The following is a 24,599-nucleotide window of genomic DNA, read 5'->3' on the forward strand; positions in this document are numbered from 1 at the left end:
ACTTAATTTTATTTATATATAATTGAAGTTATCATAAATAATAAGCTATAGATATGAAAAATATCTTCCGCAAATTTGTATTTACTATTTTCGTATGTTTAATAAATTTACAACTAATTGCTGCAAGCTTTAACGAAAAAATACCTTTATATTTTAAATTAACTAACGAAAATTTGTTAGCAGGACAAAATGCGTTAAATATTGACCTTTGCGACTCTAGAATTAAAGAATGGTGTACAAAGCCACAAAGAGAGCTAGGGCTTAACGGAAAAAAAATAAATGATTACATATCTATTTCACCTGATATTAAAGGAGAATGGCGATTTGGCTGGTGGTATAACATAAATTTTACTCCAGAAAACAATTTTGCAGCTCATCAAACTTATAAGATTACTATCGAAGATTATATATTCCCTAATTTTATCGGTTTAAAAAGTAATAATATAAGTTTCACGACTTTACCGCTACTTCCTATTATTAAAGAAATGAATTATCTACAGGATAATATCGATATTTCCAAAAAATTCGTTCAAACTAAAATAGCTTTTAACTATCCTATCGATCCTAAAACTCTAGAGGAAAGAATAGAGTTTATAAAATCTTCAACTAAAGAAAAATTACCGTTTTCTATCAAATTCAATACCAATAATACGGAAGCTACGATTATTACTAATATACCACCGCTTACAGATAAAGAAGATACAGTTTCCGTAATTATAAAAGACGGCGTTAAACCTCTACATGGCGGAGAAGTTTTCACATATAAAAATGTAGAAGATCAAAATAATAAGACGCCAAATAACATAAGATATTCTTATAAAGAAAATGTATTAATTCCAAGTCTATCCTCATATTTAAAAATCACCAATAGTACTGCTACAATTGTTAAAGATGATAAACTAAAACCGGAACAGATAATTATAATTACCACAAATACACCGGTTTCGGGTGAGGAAATAAAAAAACATTTGGAATTATTTTTATTACCGAAGGATAAGCCGTCTTTCTTAGGAGTTGCAGGCAAAAAAAACTATAAATGGCAAAATCCGAAAGAAATAACCGATGATATTCTTAAATCGAGTGAAAAAATAAATTTTGAGCTTTTATCTTCCGTCCCAAGCATTACTACTATGCATAGTTTTAAAGTAGATACGTTTGCCTCAAGAGCTTTGCTTGTTAAAGTAAATCAAGGTGTTAAAACATCGGATAATTTAACACTCGGCTCAGATTATTTTCAAATCGTACAAATACCGGGTAACCCTAAAGAAGTTAAGCTAATGTCCGACGGTTCTATTCTTTCACTAGCCGGCGAAAAAAAGCTTCCAGTATATTCACTTGGCATAGATAAATTATATTTAGAAATCGATAAGATTAATCAGCAAGAAGTTAATCATTTAATCAGCCAAACAAATAGATATAATATTTTCCAAAATCCGACTTTTATAAATGAATATACCTTTAATGAGTATAATATTTCCGAGGTATTTCAAGAGGAAGTAATAGTTAACTCTCAAAATTTAAATTTACCTCATTATACCGATTTAGATTTCAGTAAATATTTTAATTTAGAAGAAGCAGGTAGCTATTCTAAGGGGTTATTTCTAGCAAAAGTTTATGCTAAAGACAATAATAACATTATATCTCAAGATAAAAGATTAATTTTAGTTACCGATCTTGGTTTTATAGTAAAAACCGATAAAACCGGAACGCATCATATCTTTGTTTCTTATATCAGTAACGGTAAACCGGCTGGCGGCGTAAAAGCAGATATTATAGGACTTAACGGTGAGGTGTTAGTAAGCAGCAAAACCGATAGTAAAGGACATGCCGTTTTATCAAATATAAATGATTTGACAAAAGAAAAAACTCCAGTGGCTTATATATTAACTACTAAGGATGATTTTTCATTTATGCCGTATAGTAGGATTGATAGACAAGTTAATTATTCTCGGTTTGATGTAGCAGGAGCCGTTAGTTCTGATCAAGGGTTAAAAGCTTATTTATTTTCCGATCGTGGCATCTATAGACCAAGCGAGCAAGGTCACATAGGTATTATGCTCAAACAAACCGACTGGCAAGGAAAATTTAACGGCTTACCTTTAGAAATACAAGTAACTAACCCTAGAGGAAAAGTAATAGATAAAAGCAAAATAGCTCTAGATGCAGAAGGATTCGGCGAATATTTATTCTCAACGCTTGATGATTCCTTAACCGGCTTATACAATATAAGCTTATATTTAGTAGGAGATAAAGGCAGCAATAACTATCTTAATAGCGTGTCTGTCAGGGTTGGTGATTTTCAGCCTGACCACATGAAAATAAACATAAACTTCAATAACTCACAAGATGAGCTATGGATGAATCCAAAAGATCTTAAAGCAACCGTTAATCTCATAAATCTTTACGGCACTCCTGCAGAAAATAGAAAAGTCAGCGGCTTTATTGATATTAGACCTACCGAGTTTTTCGTACCTAGCTTTAAAGAATATAAATTTTATAGTAGCAAAGGAAATAAAGAGTTTTTTAACGAAAGTTTAGGAGATATTACTACCGACTCTAAAGGTACAGCAAACTTTGACCTTAACCTCGAGAAATATTATAACGCTACTTTTAATCTAACATTTTCAGCAGAAGGATTTGAGCCTGATTCAGGAAGAAGCGTAAACGCAAGCAAATCGCTTATAGTTTCACCTCTGCCTTATATTATAGGATTTAGAAGCGATAGCGATCTAAAATATATTAAGAAAAAAACAAGCTCGGCAATAGAATTCATAGCCATATCAAATAAAGCAGAAAAAGTAGCTGCACCTAATTTAACTCTTAACTTAAAAAAGATTAATTATGTAAACAACTTAGTAGCAGATAGTAACGGTAATTATTCTTACAGTTCAGTACCTATTGAGACTAATATATCTTCTGACAAAGTTAATATCACAGCAAACGAAAGTTATATTTATAAAGTGCCTACTAAAGAAGTAGGCGATTACGTTATTTACTTAACCGATAAAGAAGATACAATCTTTGCCCAAGCTGAATTTTCGGTAATAGGTGAAGGAAATGTTACGGCTAATTTAACAGACAAAGCAAATTTAAAAGTTAAACTTGATAAAGATGATTATAAAGCCGGCGATACTATTCTTTTAAATATTATAACTCCTTATACAGGTTATGGGTTAATTACTATCGAGACCGATAAAGTACATAATTTTGAATGGTTTAAAGCTGATGAAAATAATAGCATTCAAGAAATAAAAATTCCTGACGGCTTTGAGGGTAAAGGATATGTAAATGTACAATTTATAAGAGACATAGAAGCTACGGAAATCTTTATGTCACCGTTTAGCTATGCAGTAGTACCGTTTACTGCGGGCATTTATAAACATAAACAAGATATTGAATTAACACTTCCTGCAAAAATCAAATCGGGAGAAAAGCTAGCAATTCGTTACCGTACTACAAATCCCAGTAAAATAATAATATTTGCTGTTGATGCAGGGATATTATCATTTGCCGGTTATCAGACTCCCGACCCGCTTAATTACTTTATTAACGATAAAGCCTTGGAAGTCCGAACATCACAAATCATGGATTTAATATTACCTGAGCGTCCTTTATTAATGAAAGCTTATATGACGGCTCCTGCCGGAGACGGTTTTATAAATGTCTCTCGAAACCTTAATCCGTTTAAAAGAAAAAGCCAACCTCCCGTAGCATTTTGGTCAGGAATTTTAGAAGCGGATCTTGATGAGAGAGAAGTTACATTTGATATACCAAGCTATTTTAACGGCACTTTAAGAGTTATAGGGGTAGCCTCAAGCCTTGACGCTATAGGAACTTCCAAAGCTGATTTATTAGTCCAATCCGATCTTATTATCAATCCAAATTTACCTTTATTTGTAGCTCCGAATGATGAATTTACAGTACCGGTAACAATATTTAATAACCTAAAAGATTCAGGAAATGCTCAGGTTTTTCTAAATATTGAAACAAGTGAAGGACTTAAAATATTAGATTATCCTAAAGAGATACCGGTAGACGAAAATAAGGAAGCTACTATTAATGTTAAATTAAAAGCGACTGATAAACTCGGTTCGGCAGATTTAAAGGTTGTGGCTTCTATAAATCACCTAAAGCCGGATATAATATCTATGGCAGTAGTACATAGCTCCGAATTAACTACTACTACGAGCGTTCGCCCTGCTAGTCCGAGCATTACAACAGTTGATACAGGCTTTATTACAGACAACAAGGCTAATTTAAAAATCTTACGGGATTTATATCCTGAATTTGCTAAACTGCAAATTTCCGCTTCTAAATCACCGCTAGCTATTATTTCTGGCTTTAAAGATTTCCTAGATAATTATCCTGATGGTTGCACTGAGCAATTAATAAGCCAAAATTTTGCCAATATTTTATTATATAATGAACAAGAACTAGTTCAGATTCTTAAAACTGATCGTAAAAAAATGGATGAATCATTATCAAAAATATTCCAAACTTTATCGGAACGTCAAAATTATGACGGTGGATTTAGATATTGGAACAATTTTAATGACGATTCCGATCCATTTATTTCCGTTTATGCTATGCATTTCTTAAGCGAGGGAGCAACTAGATATTTAGCCGTTCCAAGTGATACATTTAATCAAGGTATTTACTATTTAGAGAATATGGCTAACAAATCAATAAACTCCTTAGATGAAGCAAGAGAAAAGGCATATGCGGTTTATATCCTGACGCAAAACAGCGTTATTACTACAAGCTATATTGCAAATATTTTAAAATATTTAGACGAGTACCATAAAAATACATGGCAAGATGATTTGACTAGCGTTTATTTAGCAGCTAGCTATAAAATGCTGCAAATGAATGAAGAAGCGGAGAAATTATTAGACAGATTTACTCTAAATAAACCTATATCAAAAACAGACTATCAGTATTACAATCCTCTAATAAAATATAGTCAATATTTATACTTAATTTCTATGCATTTTCCGGAACGGTTAAAAGACTTTGACCCAAAAATTGTACAGGATATCGCTTTTTTTGCTAAAGATAACTATAATAGTCTATCCGCAAGCTATGCAATTATGGCAAGTCTTGCCTATGCCGATAAAATAAATAATGTAGATGAGGCTACTATTAAAGTAACCTCTACAGATAAAGAAGTTACTTTAACAGGCGATAAAGTGATGATTGCTGAGCTGTCGGTAGAAAATAAGAATATCGACTTAACATCCTCAAGTAACGGCTTTTTCTATCAGCTTTTAACTTCAGGCTATGATAAGCAATTAACAGAAAATAAAGAGATAATTAAAGGCATAGAAATAACAAAAAAATATCTCGATGAAAATAATAAAGAGGTTAGCAAAGTAAAATTAGGTGATAATATTACGGTGGAAATCACCATGCGTTCAGGTAGTAATAAAACCTTGAGCAGTATGGTGCTACTTGATTTATTACCGGCAGGCTTCGAGCTTTTACCGGATAACAACCACGTAAATATATTAGAACGCACGCAGGAAGTAATGATATGGAAACCGATATATATAAATAATCGTGATGATAGAGTTATGATTTTCGGTACTATTTCTGATCAAAAAATGACGTATCAGTATAAAATCAAAGCAGTTAATAAGGGCATATTCTCTACTCCTGCTATTTACAGTGAAGCTATGTACGACCCTCAAACTTACTATCGTGGTGTTATAGGCAATATGATTGTGGAGTAACGTTACCCGCACGGTTTTTATGTCATTCCCGTGAAGCATTGTTGCGTGGACCGGTAAATGCTCTCTATGTCATTCCTGCGAAAGCGGGAATCCAGTAAAACCCACAAAAAACTTGTTTTTTTAGGTTTATTTTGTCAATATTAAGACTACTTTTTCTGGATTCCTACTTTCGCAGGAATGACATAGATCCATGCAACAACGCCAATGCCCCGCAAAAATGACATAGTAGGAGTTTATCCCACAATTACTTTCAGCTTCTCTATAGTTTTTGGATCTTTTGCAAGTTCTAAAAATATTTCCTGCTCATAGGCAAGTAGCTCTTCTTCATTCGTTTCATTATGTGTATCAATAATATCTTGAATTTGCTAAGTACCTTATTTTGTAGATCGTTATATTTTGATGTATCTATTGCTGTTGCTAAATTTATTTTAGGCAAAGTAATTTTATGCGGAATCGGTACTATCTTTTTAGGTAGGTTTAATTTTAAAGCTTCCTCTAAAATATAATGCTTGTTCATATTTACGTGCATATTCTCTACATCATAATCTGCTTTAAAGTAATCGGCTGAACTTGTTTTATTCTGCTCTATAATATTGCTGATATTTCTAATTAGTTTAGTTTTATTACCATTACTTCGAGCAAACATTTCGGTAACACCGCCCCACCCGGGTATTAAACCAACACCAAGTTCTACAAGCCCTGCGTTAAGTTCTTGATTTCCTATAATAAAGCTTGAGTGTAATAACAGCTCACATCCACCTCCAAGTACCACACCAAGACTACAGCTAATAACATGTACAGAGGAATATTTTAAGTGGAGCATGGTTTGTTGTCCCAGCTTTAGTAAATTCTCTAGATCGTGAAAATTCTTATCTTCAATATAAGAAAGGAGAAGTTTTAAATCAGCACCGGCAGAAAAATTATTTCCTTGCGGATAAATATAAAGATTTTTACCGTCATTTTCGGCTTTACTTGCTGCTTCTTGTAGTAAATAAAACACCTCATGATTTAAACAATTCATTTTTGTAGTAATAACAAAAATCAAAGCATCTTAATAAAGTATTAATTTTGCCAAGCTATTCTCTAATACTATCTGACTTTCTTGTAAAATATCTTTGTGAGAATTAAATTTTTGTTTATCGATTTTTTGATATTCTTTATTGGCTAAATATTGCGGAAGTGGGATATGCATTAAATCAGCATTTTTAATTACCGCATTCCAACCGTTTTTAGCCGCTATAGTCAATAATTCAAATGGACCGTATTTCCAGCTGTAACCAAGCTTCATAGCAGCATCGATATCATAAATATTATCCGTAACCGACGGAACTAGACTTGCTAAATAAACATAAAATTCCGTGATAATTTCAGTAAAAAATTTACCGTAAACCGAATCACTTACAAGAAGCTCATCAAGATTATTAAATGAAATATCTACTTTTTGAACAGGACTATATGATAAGTCATTTATATTGATAACTTCTTTAATCTTTTTGCCATTTGATACCGATAAACGATAAAATCCACCGTCACCTTTATGTCCAATTAACTGCTTCTCTATCATCTTATCAAGAACAGGGGTCTTTACATATATTTTATGATAAGCATCATTTGCAGAAAGAAAGGCAAGTAATGAACTTGAAATTAACTTCATTACATCATGCCCGATTAGATCATATAAACCGAAAATTCCGGTACTCGGCAACCCCAAACATGTAGTAAATATTTTATCTATAGTAGCAACATCAAGATTCTGACTTATCGCTTTACGGGCTACTAATTCAAATAAAAAACACCCTACTCTATTAGCAATAAAACCAGGCGTATCATTACATTTTACTATAATTTTACCAAGCGTTTTCGTTAAGAACTCTGATACTCTTTCTATTACTTCAGCCTTTATCTTACTTCAGCATTTATCTTAGGGTCTATAATTAACTCAAGCAGTTCCATATATCTTGGCGGATTGAAGAAATGCGTAATAACGAATCTAGATTTAATATTATCTGGTAAATTCTCTTTTAGTCTTTTAAGCAGTAATGTAGAGGTATTAGAAGCAATAATTGCATCTCCTTTAAGATAAGGAATAATTTTATTATATAATTGGTGTTTGATTTCTAACTTCTCAACAATAACTTCAATAACTAAATCACATTCTTTAATTAAATCTAAATCATATTCTAAATTACCGATGGTAATGAAATTTGCTTTATCAGGAAAAGATAAAGGTGGAGGTTTTTGTTTATGCAAATTTTCTTTAGCGGTTTTAACTATTTTATTAGGATCATCGGAATCTTTAGCGATAATATCAAGCAGCACTACTTTATGAGAGGAATTAGCAATTAACGCTGCAATCCCTGAACCCATTACTCCCGCACCGATAACACAAACTTTTTTTATTTCATTTTGCATAAGTTAACTTCTGTGTCACCCCGTGGCTTGACCATGGGGTCCAGTTAAAAATACTAAAATTTTTTATTATTTTTTGGATCCCGTGGTCAAGCCACGGGGTGACATCGAGTGTGTTTTTCGATACACACAACCACGTCCCCTTGCAATGACGTTATGTCATAGCAACACTTAAGACTTTTACCGACACCACCCCCACTTGCCGTAAAATTTTAGCACATTCATTTATAGTAACAGCAGTGGTAACGACATCATCGACTAATAAGATTTTTTTACTTACAATATTATACTTTGTGTTAAATTTGATACTACCCTTTATATTATTTTTGTGTTGTTTTCGTGAGAGAAAAGTCTGAGACTTGGTCCATTTTGCTTTAGTTAAAATATCAGCTTTTAACATTTTATCGGTAACTTTTGCAATTTCCATAGCTAAAATATGAGCAGGATTATACATTCGTAGTAACCTCTTAAATCTATTCATAGGTACAGGTATGATTAAATCAATATCTTTTATATCCTCGCTATATCTATTATATAAAAGCTTACAAAGGTCTTAGCAAATATCGTCTTATCTTGATATTTAAACTGATGAACTATTTTTTTGCTATGCTCATTAAACTTAAATAAGCTGCGAGCAAACTCATAATTAGGTTTGTTGCTATAACAATTTCCACAAATGCAGTTATCTAAGATTTTTATACTAAATCTTTGTCCACATATACTACAATATGGTCTTGCTATAAACTCTAGCTTCTTCCAACAATCGCTACAAAATTCACCGCTCCCCCTAGTATTTCCGCACCGCTTAAACATCTCTGCAGCAAGATATAATCTATAAGATAATTATAAGTCTTTATTAACATTGAATATTCATGGTGTTTAGAAGCATTCGGTATTAAAATCCTCGTTGATTGTGATGATGGTGAGCTAGCACCATAACGAACCCCCTTGCCGTGTGACAAATCCTCTTGCATATGTTGTGCTTGCTCATGAGCTTTGTTTTGCTCAGGTTTTACTTTATTGCTAACATTTGGAGTTATAAAAGATTGAGATGTTTCTTCTTTTTTACCGCATATTTCTTTTAAATCACCAAATTGCGATTCAACAAAATAACCGACTCCTGCTTTTACTGCCGATTTAACTTTTGCAAAATTAGTTTTTTCAGCAGGAGGAACAAATTCAGGTCTCGCTGCAACCTTTGCTCTAGTTACATTAAAATGCTCTCTTAGCTGCCCTTCACTTAATTGATCAATTTTAGGGGGTATAGTTAAAAATCCTTCTAATGCTTGGGTATCTATTTTTGCTTGCCTTTCTTTTTCAAGCAAGTCTTTCCTATCTTCATAATTTCCTATTGACATTTTTAAACTATTTATTTGATTTATTTTATCTTTTTTTTCGCTCCATACGCACTAAATTAGCATTTCCTTCACCTATTACATTAGCTCCTCCTGCTTGCTTCACACAATTAGCTTTAATGCTATCTAAACGCTTATCTTCTTTTACTTCTAAAGCTTCTTTTCCAACATTGTAAGCAACGGCTGATAAAGAAAGTGCAGCAAGCCCAACCCCGACGAGAGTGGGATTAAGTACTAACGATACTGCGACACCACCAATTCTAGCCGCACGTCTTACTGCCTTACTACCTAATGTTTTATATGTTTTCTCTAGAACATTTGCTGCAGTTTCACCACTGGGTAGTGTCCTGATTTTATTTAATGCCTTATCGGCTAAACCGGGACTTGGGGGACCTTTTTCTTTAATTTTTGCACCTTGCTGAAATTTATCAAGCGGATCATAAGCTTTTGCTACTTTTTCTCCAACGTTAATTACTCCTTCTACTAATATGAGTAGGACTAGCTATAACTTTACTGCCCTCCTGTACCACCTCGATTGCTACTCCACTTGCAGCGATTCCGGCACGAGCAACTCTAGTACCGTATAAGTGCCGTATCCTCTTGCAGCGTTCTTTTTCCTGCTGGCTTATTTTACGATTGCCGTTCCTGTGGAGGCTCAGAAGCTTTTGTTTGTGCTGCTTCTAAAAGTTCTACTCTTTCAGGGGTATTTATTGAAGATTTAAGCTTATTATCTTCTGCTGCATTTTTTATTCCTTCTTCAGGAGTATTAATAGATGACTTACTGCTTAAATTTTCTTTACTCATGCATATCTCATAAAATTATGTTCTATGTCATTCCCGCGAAAGCGGGAATCCATCTTTTAAAAAGTATAAACAAACAATGCTTTTATCGATTCTTGATTACTGGATTCCCACTTTCGCGGGAATGACATCAGAACTAGCTAGAAATGATACAAAAGAACACTCACCTCTTCCCCATCGCATAGCTAGTAATCAAGTTCTTTACAGGTTTAAAATTATTTATTACCTTAAATCCTATTTGTCTTAAACATCTTAAATTTTTGGAATAATTTGAAAAAATATTATTTAACTCATCAGTCAGCTTATACATAATAAAATTATCCTCTTGCCTTAGCTTTTGATATTCTTGTAATGTGCCATTATTACTAACTATCATACTCAAAATCTCTATATCCTTTATGCCCTGATTAAACCCTTGTCCGGCGAGCGGATGTACTGTGTGGGCAGTGTCGGCAATAAGCACTATACGGTTATGAAAATATCTATTTGCTATACGGGCTTTTAGTGGAAAGCTACTAATCTCACTATCAATAGTAATTTTACCTAGGGAATTACCGGCATTTCTTTGAGTTAAAAATCTAACTTCTTCTACAGGCAAATTAACAATTAAAGCAGCCTGATCAGAAGAAGTTGACCATATTACGGATGAAACATATTGATCTTTTAAAGGCAGCAAAGCAAAAGGACCAAGCGGTAGGAAATGCTCCACAGCACAATTTTCATGCGGCTTTTCATGCTTAATATTAAATGTAAGAGCAGTTTGATAAGGTTTCTCAATTTCATTAGCAAAGTAATGAGACCTCACTTTTGAATTTGCTCCGTCACATATAATTAATAAATTACACTTAATTTGTTTATCATCAAATTTTATAATCGAGTAGTCATTATGGCTTATAACCTCTTGATATTGATTATTATCAATTAATGTTATCAACGGATTATTAGTTATTTTTGACAATAGCATTTTTTTAAAGTCGCTATTCTTAACCACATATCCAAGTACAACGTCAGCGTCATTTCGTAAGTCTAATATCTCTGAAGCCTTATTATCTACTACATATATGTCTTGCATTTCTGCTACAAACTGCTCAAGCTCTTCCCATATATCAATAGAGAATAAGAAATTTTTAGAATGCGGCGTTAAAGCAGTAGTTCTTATATCTTTAAAAAACTCTGGGCTTTTTACCGATTGACTCTCGAATATAGTAGTTTTTATACCCTTTTGTGCAAAAGAAAGCGCCGTTAGCATGCCGCTAAGACCGCATCCTAAAATTACCGTATTAGATATCTTCCTAAATTCTACTTCTAGAGATAATTCGTGCGTCGATCCGATACTCGCATCCTCACGTACGCTTGTGTACGCTGCGATGCTGCGTTTCGTGTCTCCTACAAATTCCTCTCTATAAGCGAATTTGGAAAGATGTCTATCAATCTGTTTTGTTTTCATTCGATTCATTTATGAAATATTTTAAATATCCGTTTGTTGCTACAAAGCTTAAAAGAAAATAAATAATTGCTATATCCAAATATGAACTATTACCTGAGTATAAACCTAAACAACAAATAAATAAACTCGCTAAAGTTGTGAAGCTATTTAAAATCAATAAATTTGTAAAAATATCCGTTTTGCTGATAAATAGGTAGGTTATTAAGCAAATAAATAATGAAATAATAATTAAAAAGATGTTAAGCATAATTTTTAAAATCGGTTTTACTGTTGGATACACAATCGTCGTCGTCATTGCGAGGAAATTACGAAGTAATTGACGAAGCAATCTCAGGAGCTTGTTATTATTTCATGAGATTGCCACGCTCCCTACGGTCGCTCGCAATGACGACTTGGATATCCTACCCCTCTCATTATATATAATCATTTATAACACTATAAACTGCAAATAAAATTAATTAAATAATTTTAATATTATGTAATCTTAGCCAACCTTTACATTATAAATAGCTATTGTGACAAAAATGTTATAAAAAAAATGTTGCTTTCTTTTACATTCGGCATTAACGTATATATTTAGGTTCTTACGTACGATTTCTAAAAAGATTTAATTTTGGCTATTTTTTGCTGCAAATTATAAGATTTTTTTTGAAATATGAATAACTAATTCTTTCAAAAATCTTATTAATTTTCGCTAAAAAATATCGTAAAATAGTAAATCAATTAGAAATCGTACGCAAGAACCTAGTATTAATATTTTTAAGGTAAATTGTAATGTCACAACTAGATGTTTTAATAGTAGACGATGAAGAGAGTATACGAAACCTCATTGCTGCAAATTTGAAAGATGAAGGTTTTAACCCTCAGGTTGCCGCTAATAGTACTCAAGCCCTTAAAATACTTTCCGAAAAACCGGTCTCTGCAGTTATACTTGATATTTGGCTTCAAGGAAGCGAAATTGACGGGCTTGGGATTTTAGAGATAATTAAAAAACGCTATCCTTTAATGCCGGTAATAATTATTAGCGGTCACGGTACTATAGAAACAGCAGTAAATGCTATAAAAATGGGTGCTTACGATTATATAGAAAAACCGTTTAACAATGATAAATTAGTTATTTTACTTACAAGAGCTTGTGAAGTAACAAAGTTAAAACGCGAAAATATAGATTTAAAATCAAAGGTTATAGATAAAACTGAATTAGTAGGCGGATGTTCGGTAACTTTAAAATATAAAATGGAAATAGAAAAGGCAGCTAGCTCTAGCAGTCGTATAATGATTCACGGTAAAGTCGGTAGCGGTAAAGAACTTGCAGCAAGATTAATTCATAAACAATCTAAAAGGGTTAATAATCCGTTCATTATTTTCAGCCCTACCTGTATGACTACGGAAAAAATCAATCAAGAATTATTCGGCGAATCGGAAAAGCAGGCAAATAATAAACGCCCTACTATCTTAGAATTTGCCAATAACGGTACTTTATATATAGATGAGGTCAGTAATATTCCTATTCCTATCCAAGTAAAATTATTAAAATTCCTTAAAGATCAAACCATTACAAAACCTTGCGGAAAAAATATTAAAGTTGATATAAAAATTATCACCGGTACTTCTAAAAATATCCAAGATGAAATTAATAACGGCAAATTCCTAGAAGACCTATATTATCGCCTTAATGTATCCTCTCTAAAAGTACCTTCATTATATGAAAGAAAAGAAGATATACCGCTACTCGTTAAATATTTTGTTAAGCAACTTTCAAAATTTTCAGGTTTAAAAGAACGTAGCTTTGCCGATGAAACTATCGCTGCTCTTCAATCCTATGAATGGCCGGGCAATATTAGACAATTACGTAACGTTGTTGAATGGACTTTAATTATGAATCCTTTAACTACAGGTAATAATGAAATTATTAAACCTTATATGATACCTTCTGAAATATTAGCAAATAGTGCTAATCTTACAAAACTTGAAGATAGATTTGATATGTTATCTATGCCGCTTAGAGAAGCTAGAGAAGTTTTTGAGCGTCAATATCTATCGGCACAAATGAGTCGTTTTAATAATAATATTTCAAAAACATCCTCATTTGTCGGTATGGAAAGATCGGCTTTGCATCGTAAATTAAAATTATTAAGCTTACATATACCTTCTACAAATAGAATAAATGAAGAAGAATATGAGGAAGCAAATGCTTAAAGTCATATCAATCATTACTATTTATTTGTTATTAAGCAGCTGCTCCGAATCTACTCGTGATGCGAACGGATTACTTACGGATAGCCAAAGCACGGTAATTCGGAATTATATAATATCGCAAAATTCTAAAAACCTTAAAGTAAACCTTAAAGAGAAGTTCGGTTCAAATTTAAAAGGAGTAAAATTAATAGGAGTAAAGCTAATAAATGAAGATTTATCAGGAATAGATTTGACTTCCTGCGAAATATTACGTGCTGATTTTGCAGGTAGCAATTTAGAAAAAGCAATACTTACAAATGCTATAATTCAAGAAAGTAATTTTGCAGATTCGGTAATAAAAAATATTTCCGGATATAATTCTGACTTTCAAGGTTCAATTTTTCACAATATAACATTACAAAATACAAATTTTGTTCAATCAAATTTTAGCGATACTGCTTTTAATAAAACTACTATAATAAATGTCAACTTTGAAAATTCTAAATTTAGTCATGTATCATGGAGCAATAATACTATCGACGGTGTTAATTTTCAAAAAGCTAACCTAAAGAATAATAGCTTTAAAAATACTAATATAACAAATTCAATATTTTACGGTACAGATTTAGAAAAAAGTGTAATAAATAATACCAATTTTACTAATAATTATTTTGAATCTAGCGACCTAAGTCAAACTAAATTAACAGCAGTAATAATTAAGGATTCTAACTTCACACAAAGTATTTTTAATGAAGTAAATTTTAATAACGTACAAAGTAATAACTCTTTCTTTTCATACGCTTCCTTTCAAGATTCAACATTACAAAATATTAGCCTTACTAAATGTGATTTACAAAATAGTACAATTAGTAGTTCAGTTTTAAATCATTTTAAAATCGATAATGCTATATTAAATAATATGAGTCTAAACGATAATAAATTTAATAATTTATCAATAAAAAATAGTAATGCTAATTTTGTAAGGATTAATAAAACTAAAGGCTCAAATATTACTTTAGATAATATTAGCTATACTAATAATATTTTTAGCAATAATGATTTTAAACAATTTATAGTGATTAATACTGACTTAAACAGCAGTGAAATAATAAACTCAAATATAACTAACGGACAATTTAATAATGTAAATTTTTCTAAATCTTTAATACAAAACGTAAATTTTTCAGATGTTAAAATTACTTTAGGCAATTTAAACCAAGTAGCTCTAATAAATTCCAATCTAACAAATACTGCGGTTATTAACTCTGTCCTTTCTAATTCGCAAATAAATAATATTAACGACCAAGCGTATTCCGGTTTTATTAATACTAATGTTTCTAATAATATTATTTTAAATAGTGATAATTCGAGCAAAATTCTACCAAATAATATAGTAATAAATTCGGTAAAAGATTTGCAAAAAATAACTCACTTAGCAAATATGAACTTAACAAATTGTGACTTGAGCAACTTAATATTTGATAGAGTAGATTTTTCAAATAGTATCTTTAAAAATGCTAACCTAACAAATACGGTAATAAAAAATTCTATTTTAAAAGAGGCTAATTTTTCTGCAGCAATACTTACTAAAACAGATTTTTCAAACTCAATATTAACAGATAGTATATTTAAATCAGCTAAAATTAATCAGGCAGGCTTTAATAACTCCGACCTAACAAATGCCGATTTTACCGAAGCAGCAATTAAAGATACTTCGTTTGATAAAGCTAAGACAAACGGAATGAAAAGAGTAGAATAATTTTTAAATACCTTGGTCCTTATACGAACATTCAGTATGTCATCCCCGCGTGGCATTGTTGCGTGGATCAGTAAATGCTCTTTATGTCATTCCCGCGAAAGCGGGAATCCAGTAAAACATATAAAAAATTTTTTATATGCTTATTTATACCTTTAACAAAATAAGCTTTGTTAAAGGTATAATTTTGTCCAATATTAAGGGTTATTTTTCTAGATCCCTGCTTTCGCAGGAATGACATAGCATTTACCTTTGGTTACTCTTTGACGACCTTGCTTTATTAGTAGGAGTATTAGACGGTGTAAATGAATTATTATTTATAAAAGCAGTAGGACTTTGCTGCTGCATTCTATTAATAACTTGTTGTTGTTTAAGATTATTTATCTTTTGTTTTCCGGCTATCATTATAGATTTAGTAATTTTGGCAGTTTCTACAAATATTTCCTTAGGAGTTTGTAGCTGATCAATTCGTTCATAATGTTTTTTAAGAAACTCTTCTTTTATCTTTGGCTTTATTCCTTTCAAATCAACATATGTTCTATATAACTTCTTTAATTTTATTTGTTGCTTGGAAGATTTTTGAGGAAGTGATTTAATCGAATTAACAAGACTACTACCTATTTCTTTTATAATATTAACTGCAGGCGAAGCTATTTTCTTTATTCCTTCATAAATTTTACCTAACCCACTAGCAATAACATCTAATAGTTTAGGTGCATATTCTTTAGATATAGGGGGTATATCCCTAATAATATCTCTCGCTTCAGTTAGATTATTAGCTAAATAGAGTAATGCTTTTTTCTCCTCTAACTCGGTAGAGCGATTAGCATATGAACTAGCTATATCTGCTTGAACATCTATAGTATCGGTAATTATTGATTTAGTATCATTAAAAGAAAGATCTATAGGTGTCTTTTTTTGCGTTATAGGGCTGTCTTCTCTTAATTTATCTAGCCTATCACGTATTGCTTGGTCTTTTTGATCATTAAGGCTTTTACTTTTTTGTTCTAGTTTAAGCTCAGATTGCAGCTGCTCAATTAGATCGTCTACTTCATTACCGGATTTTTTTGTGGGGATATAAGGTCTATCTTGGAGCTTTGCAAACCTTTCTTCTAATTCTTCAAGTGATGGAGGAGTGCCTTTAAGTTTTGCTAGTCTTTCTTCTAATTCTTTTATTATTTGATCATCCTGCTTTTTCTTAGACATATATACCTCTATAATAATTCCTAGGTTTTGTAAAAGAAAACTAATAAGATTTTTGCAATAATAGTTATTCCTATTTCAAAAAAATCTTATAATTTACAACAAAAAATAGATTAATTTAATTTTCCGCACGCAAAGCCTAGTTATTAATAACACAAACTACTAACTAAAATAAAGTATTTTTTGATATGAGTTAAGATATAATTATATAAAGCTAGCATTACCCACGTGGATCAGTTTTGCTATTGTCACCTAGTTCCTTGATCACGGGGTCTAGTTAAAAATACTAATATTATTAGTATTTTTAGCTGTTTTCTGGATACCGCACAATTCAGCTAATTCTCACGTGCCTTATTTTCTCATATAACTTTAAACATTTTTCTTTTTTAACCATTCCCTAACTTCGTCAGTAGTGTAAGTTTTAAAATCAGGGGCATTAATTCTTTGCAAAGCAATTTTAGCATCTTCTGCATCTTCTTGTATTTCCTGTAGATAATATTCAATTGCTTTACGTACTATATCTGTCTAAGTTTGTTGCTGACTATGCTAAACTATTATTTAGTTCGTCCGGAATAGTTAAATTCAGTCTTGCCATCTTGTGACCTATCTTTAATTAATAACACATTACGACACATAATAGCACAAACTAAAAACTGAAAAAAGCTATAAATACTTATCCAACACGTCCGACATAATTTTACGAGCTACAGGGGCGGCGGCTTTACTACCGCCTCCGCCATGATCAATAAAGACAGTAACGGAATAACTAGGATCGTGATAAGGAGCGAAGCCTAAGAACAAGGCATGATTACGCCTTTCCCAAGCAATAGATTTACGGCTTAAATCATCTTTAGCATTTAGTTTGCCTTGCACCTGCGAAGTACCGGTTTTACCAGCGAGCTGCCTATTTTTGCCTAAAATTCTATTATAATACGCCGTACCTCCCGCAACATTAACGGTATTATACAAACTTTCTTGGATTATTGTGATATTTTCGGGCTTAATATTGACATTATAAAATTCCGGGTCATTTTTTAATATTCTAGGCGTATACAGTTTACCGTTACTTGCAATAGCCGTAATAAACCTTGCAAGCTGCATCGGCGTTACCCCTAGAAACCCCTGTCCGATTGCTAAATTAAAACTATCTCCTATTGACCAAGGAAGCTTTAATTTTTTCTTTTTCCACTCTTTTGACGGTACAAACCCGCTACTTTCAGGAGCTAAATCAATACCGGTTTTTGAGCCGAGGCCAAATTCTCTTGCAACTTCAAGAATTTTATCCGGACCTACTATTCTTGCTAATTCATACATATAAATATTACAAGAATGCTTTAAAGCAGACATCATATCTAACGTTCCGTGTCCGCTATGATTCCAACATCTAAAGCTATTAGTACCAAGAGCAGAGCTACCGTCACAAAAAACGGTTTTATTAGGATTAATGCCTACTTCAAGGGCTGCAAGTACGGTAATTATTTTAAAAACCGAGCCTGGAGGATAAGAATTTTGTATTACCTTATTAATTAAAGGCTTATAAGGATCACTCGTTAAACTTTGCCAATAATTTTCCGATAATTTACTGAAATGATTTGATTCAAAACCCGGGGTGGAAGCACAAATTAGTACATTTCCGGTTTTAGTATCCATAACTATTGCCGAAGAACCTTTAGGATTTAAATATTGCTGGATATTTTGCTGAAGAGACGCATCGATATTTAAATGCATATCTTCACCCGATTTAGTAGGGGTTCCTGCTATTTCTCTTACCTGCTTACCGTAAGCGTTTACTTCAACTTTTTTATAACCAAATTCTCCCCGTAGTTTGTTATCGTAATATTTTTCAATACCGGATTTACCGATATTAAAATCGCTTAAACTATGTATATTTAATTCCTGCTTCTCTTGCTCATTTATTTGACCAAGATAACCGATTAAATGAGAAGTAACGCTTGAAAAAGGATAAAACCTTAAATAACCTATATCAATAAATATTGAAGCGAGTTTATGCTTTTGTTCTTCAATCATTGATACTTGCTGCCAATCAAGCTGATCAAATATTATTAAAGGAGTGTGGCGACTAGATTTTTTAATTTTTTGCTTAATATAATTATATTTTTCCGGAGATAAATTTAGAATATTACTAATTATTTCTAATTCATCCCTGTAATTATTATTAATGCTCCTATCTATTACTAGCTGATAACATGGTTTATTAGTAGCTAAAATATTGCCGTCTAAATCGTAAATTCTTCCCCTAGTCGGTAGAAGTACAACGAAATTAATACGATTCTTATCCGATAAAGTCTTATATTCTTCGCTTTTAATAAGCTGTAAATAAAACATTCTTATTCCAAGCAACGATAAAAATCCGAGTTTACCTAATCCGATTATAAAGGCTCTTCGTGAAATTAACTCACCATGTAGTATTTTCTTATTTAGCATACTTTTTAAAGTAATTCATAGGAGAGTCAAGTACAAGACGAATTATATTATAAGAAAATATAGTTGTTAAAAATTGAAAGAAAATTATTAAATATCCGTCTGCTTCTAGCTTCTTGATTGTTATTAGTAAATATTTAAAATTCAATATAAATAAACAATAAACGCAAAAAATAATGAAATTTATTAAATAGTTTTTAGCTACAAAATATTTTGAAGATAATTTATAAATCGTATATGCCGATAAAAAAACTAGCGAATTTGTACCGATAGGCATACCGCTTATTTGATCTATAAATAGACCGAGAAAAAATATGCTAAAAATATTTAAGGAATATAACGACATAAAATAATAAATAAATATAATTTCCATCGCCGGAAAGATTCTGCTTTGAATATTTATTTTATAACTCACTAACGGAAATAATATTATAAAAAAACATAGCAAAGCAAACAGCAATTTTAATATTATTTGTAAGCTATTTTTATATATTTCCTGTTTTATCTTTAACATAAATAGTTCTTTATTATATAGTTTTGTACTGTGTCATGCCGTGGCTTGATCGGCAATTAGGTTGTCATCCCACGACTTGATCGCGGGATCTATATAAACAACATTTTGTGCGGTCATTTTTACTGGCCCCCGTGGTCAAGCCACGGGGTGACAATAGAAAAATCGAAGCCACCCAACGACCATATCAACCGTATGCAAAATATAAATTAATTTTCTATTTTGTACAATTTTAAAAAATGAATATGGATTCTACAATAACTCACAACAACTAGGGTTAGGTCTTTTATCATTACCGCTAAGCTCTAATTCTTCTTGTGCCTCGGAACTTGTGGATATAAATAGTTGTTTTGATATAATATTATTTATTGTTGTCGTAGGATCAAAAGACTTAAGCCACTAGGTTTACCTGTTATATTTTTATTTTTTGACATAAAAACCTCCTTTTTAGCTTATAAATGCGTCATTGCCAGAAAATTTAGGCTTTTTGTTGCACAGATCGTTTTATGTCATTCCCGCATAGGTGGGAATGAAATCAAGTAGATTTTACCGATCTACGCAACAATGCCTGCTCGCAATGACAAAATCTATAATTATTTTAGGTAATATTTTAACTTTCTTCCTCACTTTGTTCTATCGGTTCTAAACCATATAAAGATATCATACGTTCAAATACTCTACCGGCAGTAGGGGCAGCCGTCCAGCTTGCGGTTGCAAAGCCAAAGCTTTCTTTAGTCGGTTTCGGCTCATCAAATCTAATAAAAATAATATATTGCGGGTTAGATGCAGGCAGCATACCTAAAAACGATGACGCTCTACTATTTTTTAGATATTTCTTTTTTCCCCCCGCCCCTTGTGAAAGTTTTTCTGCCGTACCGGTCTTACCGCCGATAAGATAGCCTTTGACCTCTGCTCTTTTACCGTTACCTTCTTTTACTACCGATCTAAATAATTTCTTCATTTGGGTAGAGGTATTTTCACTAAAAACTTTTGTACCTATTACTTTTTCATCCTTTCTTTTTAATAAAGTAAGATCATATAAAGTACCGCCGTTAACAACCGGTAACATTGCTCTAACAAAATGCAAAGGGCTAATCGAAATGCCGTAGCCGTACGACATAGTAACACTCGTTAACTCATTCCATCTTTTCTCGGAAGGAAATAACGGAGTACCTCGTTCAGGTAATTCTATTTGTAACTGATCTAATAGACCTAATTTCTTTAGGTATTTTTTAAAATTGCTTTTACCGATTTCAAGCATAATTTGACTTGTGCCAATATTTGAAGAATATAGAAAAATCTCAGGTACACTATGCCATCCTTGCCTTGGCGTATAATCCTTAAGCTGGAATCCTCCTACTTTCATATAGCTTATATCATAAGCATCATTCATATTTATTGCACCGGTATCAAAGCCGACTGCCATAGTTAATGCCTTAAACACCGAACCCATTTCGTAAATGCCGAGACTTGCTATATTAAACAGCTCTTCCGGTTTGGCTAAACTCGGATAATGCGGATCGAAATCAGGCTTATTTACTAATGCTAAAATCTCGCCATTATTTGGATCAGCAATAATGCCTACTGCTCCTATGGCCTTAAATTGCTTTAAAGTTTTATCAATCTCCTCACTTAAAATACTTTGTAATCTGATATCAATAGATAATTGAAGCGGTTCTTTCTGATTCTTTGGTTCGTTTAATTCATAATCAGAATTAGTTAAATACTTATCATAAGCGAGCTCTAAGCCACTAAGCCCTACCGAGTCTCTACCTACATAACCGACAACATGCGACAATAAATTAGAAAAGGTATAAATTCGTTTCTGCTCTTCTTCAAATTCAAAACCAAGTAACCCAAGGCTAGTTATCTTTTCTTGCTGACTAGGTAGTAAATCCCTTTTTACCCATATAAAGCTTTTATTTGACTTAAGTTCTGCAAGTAATTTAGCTTTATTAATATCAGGTAGAATTTCTGCTAGCTTTTTTACGGAAGTTTCAGGATCAAGTACTATTTGTGGATTAGCAAATAATGAGGCAGAAGGTAGGTTCACTGCTAATAAATTACCGTTTCGATCAACTATTTCTTTTCTAAATTGATGATTTTTTTTAAAGGAATTAATATTTTTATCGTAAACATTCGTAGCAACGATTATCAATCTGTAAGATAAAGTACAAAAAAGAAAAGAAAAGCCACAAATAACCATTAATAATCGGATTTTTGTATTTTTACTACAAACATTCCAAATTATTAGACTTTTAATTGCAGGTTTCCATTTTTCCAAAATTTGTTTCATATGTTATTTATGGTGTTTCAAACACTAATATTTCCGCAATCCTTATGTCATTCCCGCGAAAGCGGGAATCCAGTACTTTAAAACCTTTTCAAAATTTGATTTGAAAAGTAAAAAATCTTTAAAATCAAGATTTTTTGAAAAGCTCGATTTATCTCGCTTTACCCTAGATCCCCGCCTACGCGGGAATGACATCGAACGCTTTTTCCAAGCCATGCAACAATCCTACCAAGATACGAAGATCAACTTCAAAAAGAGCAAGGAATCCACAAGACGAGGAACGGAGCATATACTTAATACGTGAGTACCGCAGTACTTGTAGGATGACGTAGCCAATTTTTGAAGTTCATCGAGTATCCTTCACTCTACTCGAAACAGTCTGTATATACTTATTATTTGTAATTCTTTTGTAACGCCATTTACTACTCTTGGAAATACTAATATTATGGTTAAATTTAATATTTTGATCGATATTTGGCCCTAACGGATCTTTTATCATTTGATAAGATTTAACTGTTTCTAATTTTAAATAAGCCGCCGCAAGTTTTTCCAATCTAGCCGGCAAAAGTAGATAAGCTTGCTCTGCTTTTAAAATATGAATATTATTATTCTCACTATTTATCTGTTTTACAACGCTACTTAATTGATAATCAAGAGTTGAGACTCGCTCCTTTATGCTAAACAAACTACATATTGCTATAATTGTTATCAATAATGTTAAATAGTGAAGCTTTCTTATACTCATAATTAATTACTCATATATCGCTTTTGCTGCTCGAAGTTTTGCCGATCTCGCTCTAATATTTAGCCCTACTTCTTTATCTGACGGTACTAGAGCTTTGTTAGTAATAATCTTAAGCCATTTATTTGGATCAATCGTCATGTCGTCTTTAGCATATTTTGATCTTACTACCGGCTTTTCCGAATTTTCTTTAAAGAAATTCTTAACTATCCTATCCTCTAAAGAGTGAAAAGACACCACAACTAAACGTCCGTCTTTCTTTAATATATTTTTTACATTCACTAAAAACTGCTCTAACTCCCCAAGCTCATCGTTTACATAAATCCTAATGGCTTGAAAGGTTTTAGTTGCAGGATCAATTTTGCCTTTTCTAAATCCTGTACTACTTCTAACAATCTCGGCTAACTTGCCTGTACTATCAATTCTCGCCGTTTTTCTATATTCTACAATTCTCTTAGCAATTCTCCGTGAAAAGCTCTCATCTCCGTATTTGTAAATTACGTCAGCTAGCTCTTTTTCCTCTGCCATATTTACAAACTCCTCGGCACTAAGCCCTTGCCCGCTCATACGCATATCGAGTGGTCCGTCATGCAAAAACGAAAATCCTCTATCTGCTATATCTAACTGCATTGATGAAACGCCTAAATCCAGCACTATCCCATCAAATTTTTTTTCCTTAATCTTTGCAAAACTATCCGCAAAATTCGTTTCTACAAAATCAAACCTCTCACCGTAATTTTGCTGAATTTCTTCGGCTCTTTTAATCACGTTTGGATCACGATCCAAGGCTGTGACATAACAGTTACAACTTTCTAATATTGCTTTGCTATATCCTCCTGCTCCAAACGTACAATCTAAATAAGACTCACCGTCTTTTGGGCTTAAGGCCTCTAACATTTCATTTAGCATTACAGGCACGTGAGATTGTATCATTAATGAGCATTCCTTAGAGTTAACCGCTTTTCATGAGCAATTTTTTGAGCGGCATTTAAATATTGCTCAAAATTCTGCGGCTGCCAAATCTCAAAAATCACCCCTTTACCTACAAAACATGCTTGCTCTTCGATTCCTGCATGCTTCATTAAAGATTGCGGCAATATAACTCTTCCCTCCCCATCAAAGGAAAGTTGTACAGCTTCCCCGAATATCATAGTCTCAAACGCATCACGCTCCTCAGAATAAGGATCAAGCGTCTCTATCATCTGCCTTAATTTCTCGATATGCGAAATACCGCACACCTCTATACAATTATTCCTAATCGACGGATAAGCAATTACACCGTTAAATAATTCTTTCCCTAGTACCGCACGGTAATTCGCCGGCACCGACACCCTATTCTTTTTATCAACACCATTTACATACTTAGATAAAAATACATTCATTGGTATAATTTGGGCTAATTTGGGATTTAATGGAAAATTATAGGATATTATAGGAATATCAAGGAGTCAAGGGTTTTTAACAAGGATGAGTTAAATTATTAAGATGTCATACCGTGGCTTGACCACGGTATCCAAAAAAATAATTTAAAATACTAATATTATTAGTATTTTAGAATGGATTCCGCGATCAAGTCGCGGGGACAGAGGGGGAATTGATCCACACAACAACGCCATACAGGAATGACATCGAACCACACAACAAAGCTTAATCCAATGATTTTATGGATTTTTTTAAAGTGATTTTCACCTTGAAAATTCATATTATTTAATATATTAATTTAAGGTAAA

At 32.4% G+C, this 24,599-nt stretch carries 18 protein-coding genes and 3 pseudogenes; 3 read left to right on the forward strand and 18 right to left on the reverse strand.

Annotation, left to right across the window (positions count from 1 at the left end; all coding sequences use genetic code 11):
• The first annotated feature begins 53 nt into the window (after window positions 1-53).
• On the forward strand, window positions 54-5,732 hold the full coding sequence (locus MCI_RS01380) for an alpha-2-macroglobulin family protein (RefSeq protein ID WP_014409351.1): 5,679 nt from the start codon (window positions 54-56) through the stop codon (window positions 5,730-5,732).
• Window positions 5,733-6,018: 286 nt separating this feature from the next.
• Here MCI_RS01380 and MCI_RS09375 read toward each other — a convergent pair whose 3' ends face one another.
• From MCI_RS09375 to MCI_RS01415, 10 genes and pseudogenes are all read right to left on the reverse strand, one after another.
• Entirely contained in the window at window positions 6,019-6,753 is a 735-nt protein-coding gene (locus MCI_RS09375; protein ID WP_156794958.1) for an enoyl-CoA hydratase/isomerase family protein, read from the reverse strand.
• Window positions 6,754-6,783: 30 nt separating this feature from the next.
• Window positions 6,784-7,635 (reverse strand): 3-hydroxyacyl-CoA dehydrogenase family protein, encoded by an 852-nt coding sequence (locus MCI_RS06945; RefSeq protein ID WP_083837069.1) that lies wholly within the window; start codon window positions 7,633-7,635, stop codon window positions 6,784-6,786.
• Window positions 7,632-8,144: a 3-hydroxyacyl-CoA dehydrogenase family protein gene (locus MCI_RS06950; RefSeq protein WP_050982533.1), complete on the reverse strand. Its 513-nt coding sequence runs from the start codon at window positions 8,142-8,144 to the stop codon at window positions 7,632-7,634. The genes MCI_RS06945 and MCI_RS06950 overlap by 4 nt, the downstream gene beginning before the upstream one ends.
• A gap of 86 nt (window positions 8,145-8,230) precedes the next feature.
• Window positions 8,231-8,595: pseudogene (locus MCI_RS01390) on the reverse strand (ComF family protein).
• A gap of 56 nt (window positions 8,596-8,651) precedes the next feature.
• Entirely contained in the window at window positions 8,652-8,954 is a 303-nt protein-coding gene (locus tag MCI_RS09380; protein WP_014409353.1) for a double zinc ribbon domain-containing protein, read from the reverse strand.
• Window positions 8,888-9,499, reverse strand: a complete 612-nt coding sequence (locus MCI_RS09385) for a hypothetical protein (RefSeq protein WP_014409354.1) — start codon at window positions 9,497-9,499, stop codon at window positions 8,888-8,890. Before MCI_RS09385 ends, MCI_RS09380 begins: the two co-directional genes overlap by 67 nt.
• A gap of 112 nt (window positions 9,500-9,611) precedes the next feature.
• Window positions 9,612-9,902, reverse strand: a pseudogene (locus MCI_RS10445) (hypothetical protein); the annotation flags it as partial.
• 224 nt (window positions 9,903-10,126) lie between these two features.
• A complete protein-coding gene (locus tag MCI_RS01405; protein WP_014409356.1) occupies window positions 10,127-10,300 on the reverse strand; it encodes a hypothetical protein in 174 nt (57 codons plus the stop codon).
• A gap of 160 nt (window positions 10,301-10,460) precedes the next feature.
• Window positions 10,461-11,744, reverse strand: a complete 1,284-nt coding sequence (gene ubiH, locus MCI_RS01410; RefSeq protein ID WP_014409357.1) for a 2-octaprenyl-6-methoxyphenyl hydroxylase — start codon at window positions 11,742-11,744, stop codon at window positions 10,461-10,463.
• The gene (locus tag MCI_RS01415; protein ID WP_014409358.1) at window positions 11,725-11,991 is read right to left on the reverse strand and encodes a monovalent cation/H+ antiporter complex subunit F; all 267 of its coding nucleotides are present in this window, start codon (window positions 11,989-11,991) and stop codon (window positions 11,725-11,727) included. Before MCI_RS01415 ends, ubiH begins: the two co-directional genes overlap by 20 nt.
• Before the next feature lie 527 nt (window positions 11,992-12,518).
• On the opposite strand from MCI_RS01415, the gene MCI_RS01420 reads away from it, so the two are divergent.
• Complete coding sequence (locus MCI_RS01420; protein ID WP_014409359.1) at window positions 12,519-13,943, forward strand: sigma-54-dependent transcriptional regulator; 1,425 nt, start codon at window positions 12,519-12,521, stop codon at window positions 13,941-13,943.
• A complete protein-coding gene (locus MCI_RS01425) occupies window positions 13,936-15,681 on the forward strand; it encodes a pentapeptide repeat-containing protein (protein WP_041404096.1) in 1,746 nt (581 codons plus the stop codon). The genes MCI_RS01420 and MCI_RS01425 overlap by 8 nt, the downstream gene beginning before the upstream one ends.
• 243 nt (window positions 15,682-15,924) lie before the next feature.
• On the opposite strand, the gene MCI_RS01430 is transcribed toward MCI_RS01425, so the two are convergent.
• The 8 genes and pseudogenes from MCI_RS01430 to mraZ all read right to left on the reverse strand — a co-directional run bounded on the left by MCI_RS01430 (window position 15,925) and on the right by mraZ (window position 24,251).
• Window positions 15,925-16,884 (reverse strand): hypothetical protein, encoded by a 960-nt coding sequence (locus tag MCI_RS01430; RefSeq protein ID WP_014409361.1) that lies wholly within the window; start codon window positions 16,882-16,884, stop codon window positions 15,925-15,927.
• Between the two features lie 660 nt (window positions 16,885-17,544).
• Window positions 17,545-19,326, reverse strand: a complete 1,782-nt coding sequence (mrdA, locus tag MCI_RS01435; protein WP_014409362.1) for a penicillin-binding protein 2 — start codon at window positions 19,324-19,326, stop codon at window positions 17,545-17,547.
• Window positions 19,316-19,837: a hypothetical protein gene (locus MCI_RS01440; RefSeq protein WP_010977460.1), complete on the reverse strand. Its 522-nt coding sequence runs from the start codon at window positions 19,835-19,837 to the stop codon at window positions 19,316-19,318. The genes mrdA and MCI_RS01440 overlap by 11 nt, the downstream gene beginning before the upstream one ends.
• A gap of 249 nt (window positions 19,838-20,086) precedes the next feature.
• Window positions 20,087-20,268, reverse strand: a pseudogene (locus tag MCI_RS10450) (hypothetical protein).
• A 176-nt stretch (window positions 20,269-20,444) separates the two neighbouring features.
• Window positions 20,445-22,130 carry a peptidoglycan D,D-transpeptidase FtsI family protein gene (locus MCI_RS01445; RefSeq protein WP_014409363.1) on the reverse strand — a complete coding sequence of 562 codons (1,686 nt, stop codon included), beginning with the start codon at window positions 22,128-22,130 and terminating at the stop codon, window positions 20,445-20,447.
• Between the two features lie 343 nt (window positions 22,131-22,473).
• Window positions 22,474-22,872, reverse strand: a complete 399-nt coding sequence (locus tag MCI_RS01450) for a hypothetical protein (RefSeq protein ID WP_004998104.1) — start codon at window positions 22,870-22,872, stop codon at window positions 22,474-22,476.
• A 6-nt stretch (window positions 22,873-22,878) separates the two neighbouring features.
• Complete coding sequence (gene rsmH / locus MCI_RS01455) at window positions 22,879-23,802, reverse strand: 16S rRNA (cytosine(1402)-N(4))-methyltransferase RsmH (protein ID WP_014409364.1); 924 nt, start codon at window positions 23,800-23,802, stop codon at window positions 22,879-22,881.
• On the reverse strand, window positions 23,802-24,251 hold the full coding sequence (mraZ, locus tag MCI_RS01460; RefSeq protein ID WP_014409365.1) for a division/cell wall cluster transcriptional repressor MraZ: 450 nt from the start codon (window positions 24,249-24,251) through the stop codon (window positions 23,802-23,804). Before mraZ ends, rsmH begins: the two co-directional genes overlap by 1 nt.
• Window positions 24,252-24,599: the final 348 nt, after the last annotated feature.

Origin of the sequence: Rickettsia montanensis str. OSU 85-930 (assembly GCF_000284175.1) — a bacterium.
Lineage (GTDB): Bacteria > Pseudomonadota > Alphaproteobacteria > Rickettsiales > Rickettsiaceae > Rickettsia > Rickettsia rickettsii.

Bases quoted from the DNA above. Each gene is read 5' to 3' on its own strand.
- MCI_RS01380 (WP_014409351.1), top strand. From the start codon at position 54: ATGAAAAATATCTTCCGCAAATTTGTATTTACTATTTTCGTATGTTTA.
- MCI_RS09375 (WP_156794958.1), bottom strand. From the start codon at position 6,753: ATGAATTGTTTAAATCATGAGGTGTTTTATTTACTACAAGAAGCAGCA.
- MCI_RS06950 (WP_050982533.1), bottom strand. From the start codon at position 8,144: ATGCAAAATGAAATAAAAAAAGTTTGTGTTATCGGTGCGGGAGTAATG.
- MCI_RS09380 (WP_014409353.1), bottom strand. From the start codon at position 8,954: ATGTTTAAGCGGTGCGGAAATACTAGGGGGAGCGGTGAATTTTGTAGC.
- MCI_RS09385 (WP_014409354.1), bottom strand. From the start codon at position 9,499: ATGTCAATAGGAAATTATGAAGATAGGAAAGACTTGCTTGAAAAAGAA.
- MCI_RS01405 (WP_014409356.1), bottom strand. From the start codon at position 10,300: ATGAGTAAAGAAAATTTAAGCAGTAAGTCATCTATTAATACTCCTGAA.
- ubiH (WP_014409357.1), bottom strand. From the start codon at position 11,744: ATGAAAACAAAACAGATTGATAGACATCTTTCCAAATTCGCTTATAGA.
- MCI_RS01415 (WP_014409358.1), bottom strand. From the start codon at position 11,991: ATGCTTAACATCTTTTTAATTATTATTTCATTATTTATTTGCTTAATA.
- MCI_RS01420 (WP_014409359.1), top strand. From the start codon at position 12,519: ATGTCACAACTAGATGTTTTAATAGTAGACGATGAAGAGAGTATACGA.
- MCI_RS01425 (WP_041404096.1), top strand. From the start codon at position 13,936: ATGCTTAAAGTCATATCAATCATTACTATTTATTTGTTATTAAGCAGC.
- MCI_RS01430 (WP_014409361.1), bottom strand. From the start codon at position 16,884: ATGTCTAAGAAAAAGCAGGATGATCAAATAATAAAAGAATTAGAAGAA.
- mrdA (WP_014409362.1), bottom strand. From the start codon at position 19,326: ATGCTAAATAAGAAAATACTACATGGTGAGTTAATTTCACGAAGAGCC.
- MCI_RS01440 (WP_010977460.1), bottom strand. From the start codon at position 19,837: ATGTTAAAGATAAAACAGGAAATATATAAAAATAGCTTACAAATAATA.
- MCI_RS01445 (WP_014409363.1), bottom strand. From the start codon at position 22,130: ATGAAACAAATTTTGGAAAAATGGAAACCTGCAATTAAAAGTCTAATA.
- MCI_RS01450 (WP_004998104.1), bottom strand. From the start codon at position 22,872: ATGAGTATAAGAAAGCTTCACTATTTAACATTATTGATAACAATTATA.
- rsmH (WP_014409364.1), bottom strand. From the start codon at position 23,802: ATGATACAATCTCACGTGCCTGTAATGCTAAATGAAATGTTAGAGGCC.
- mraZ (WP_014409365.1), bottom strand. From the start codon at position 24,251: ATGAATGTATTTTTATCTAAGTATGTAAATGGTGTTGATAAAAAGAAT.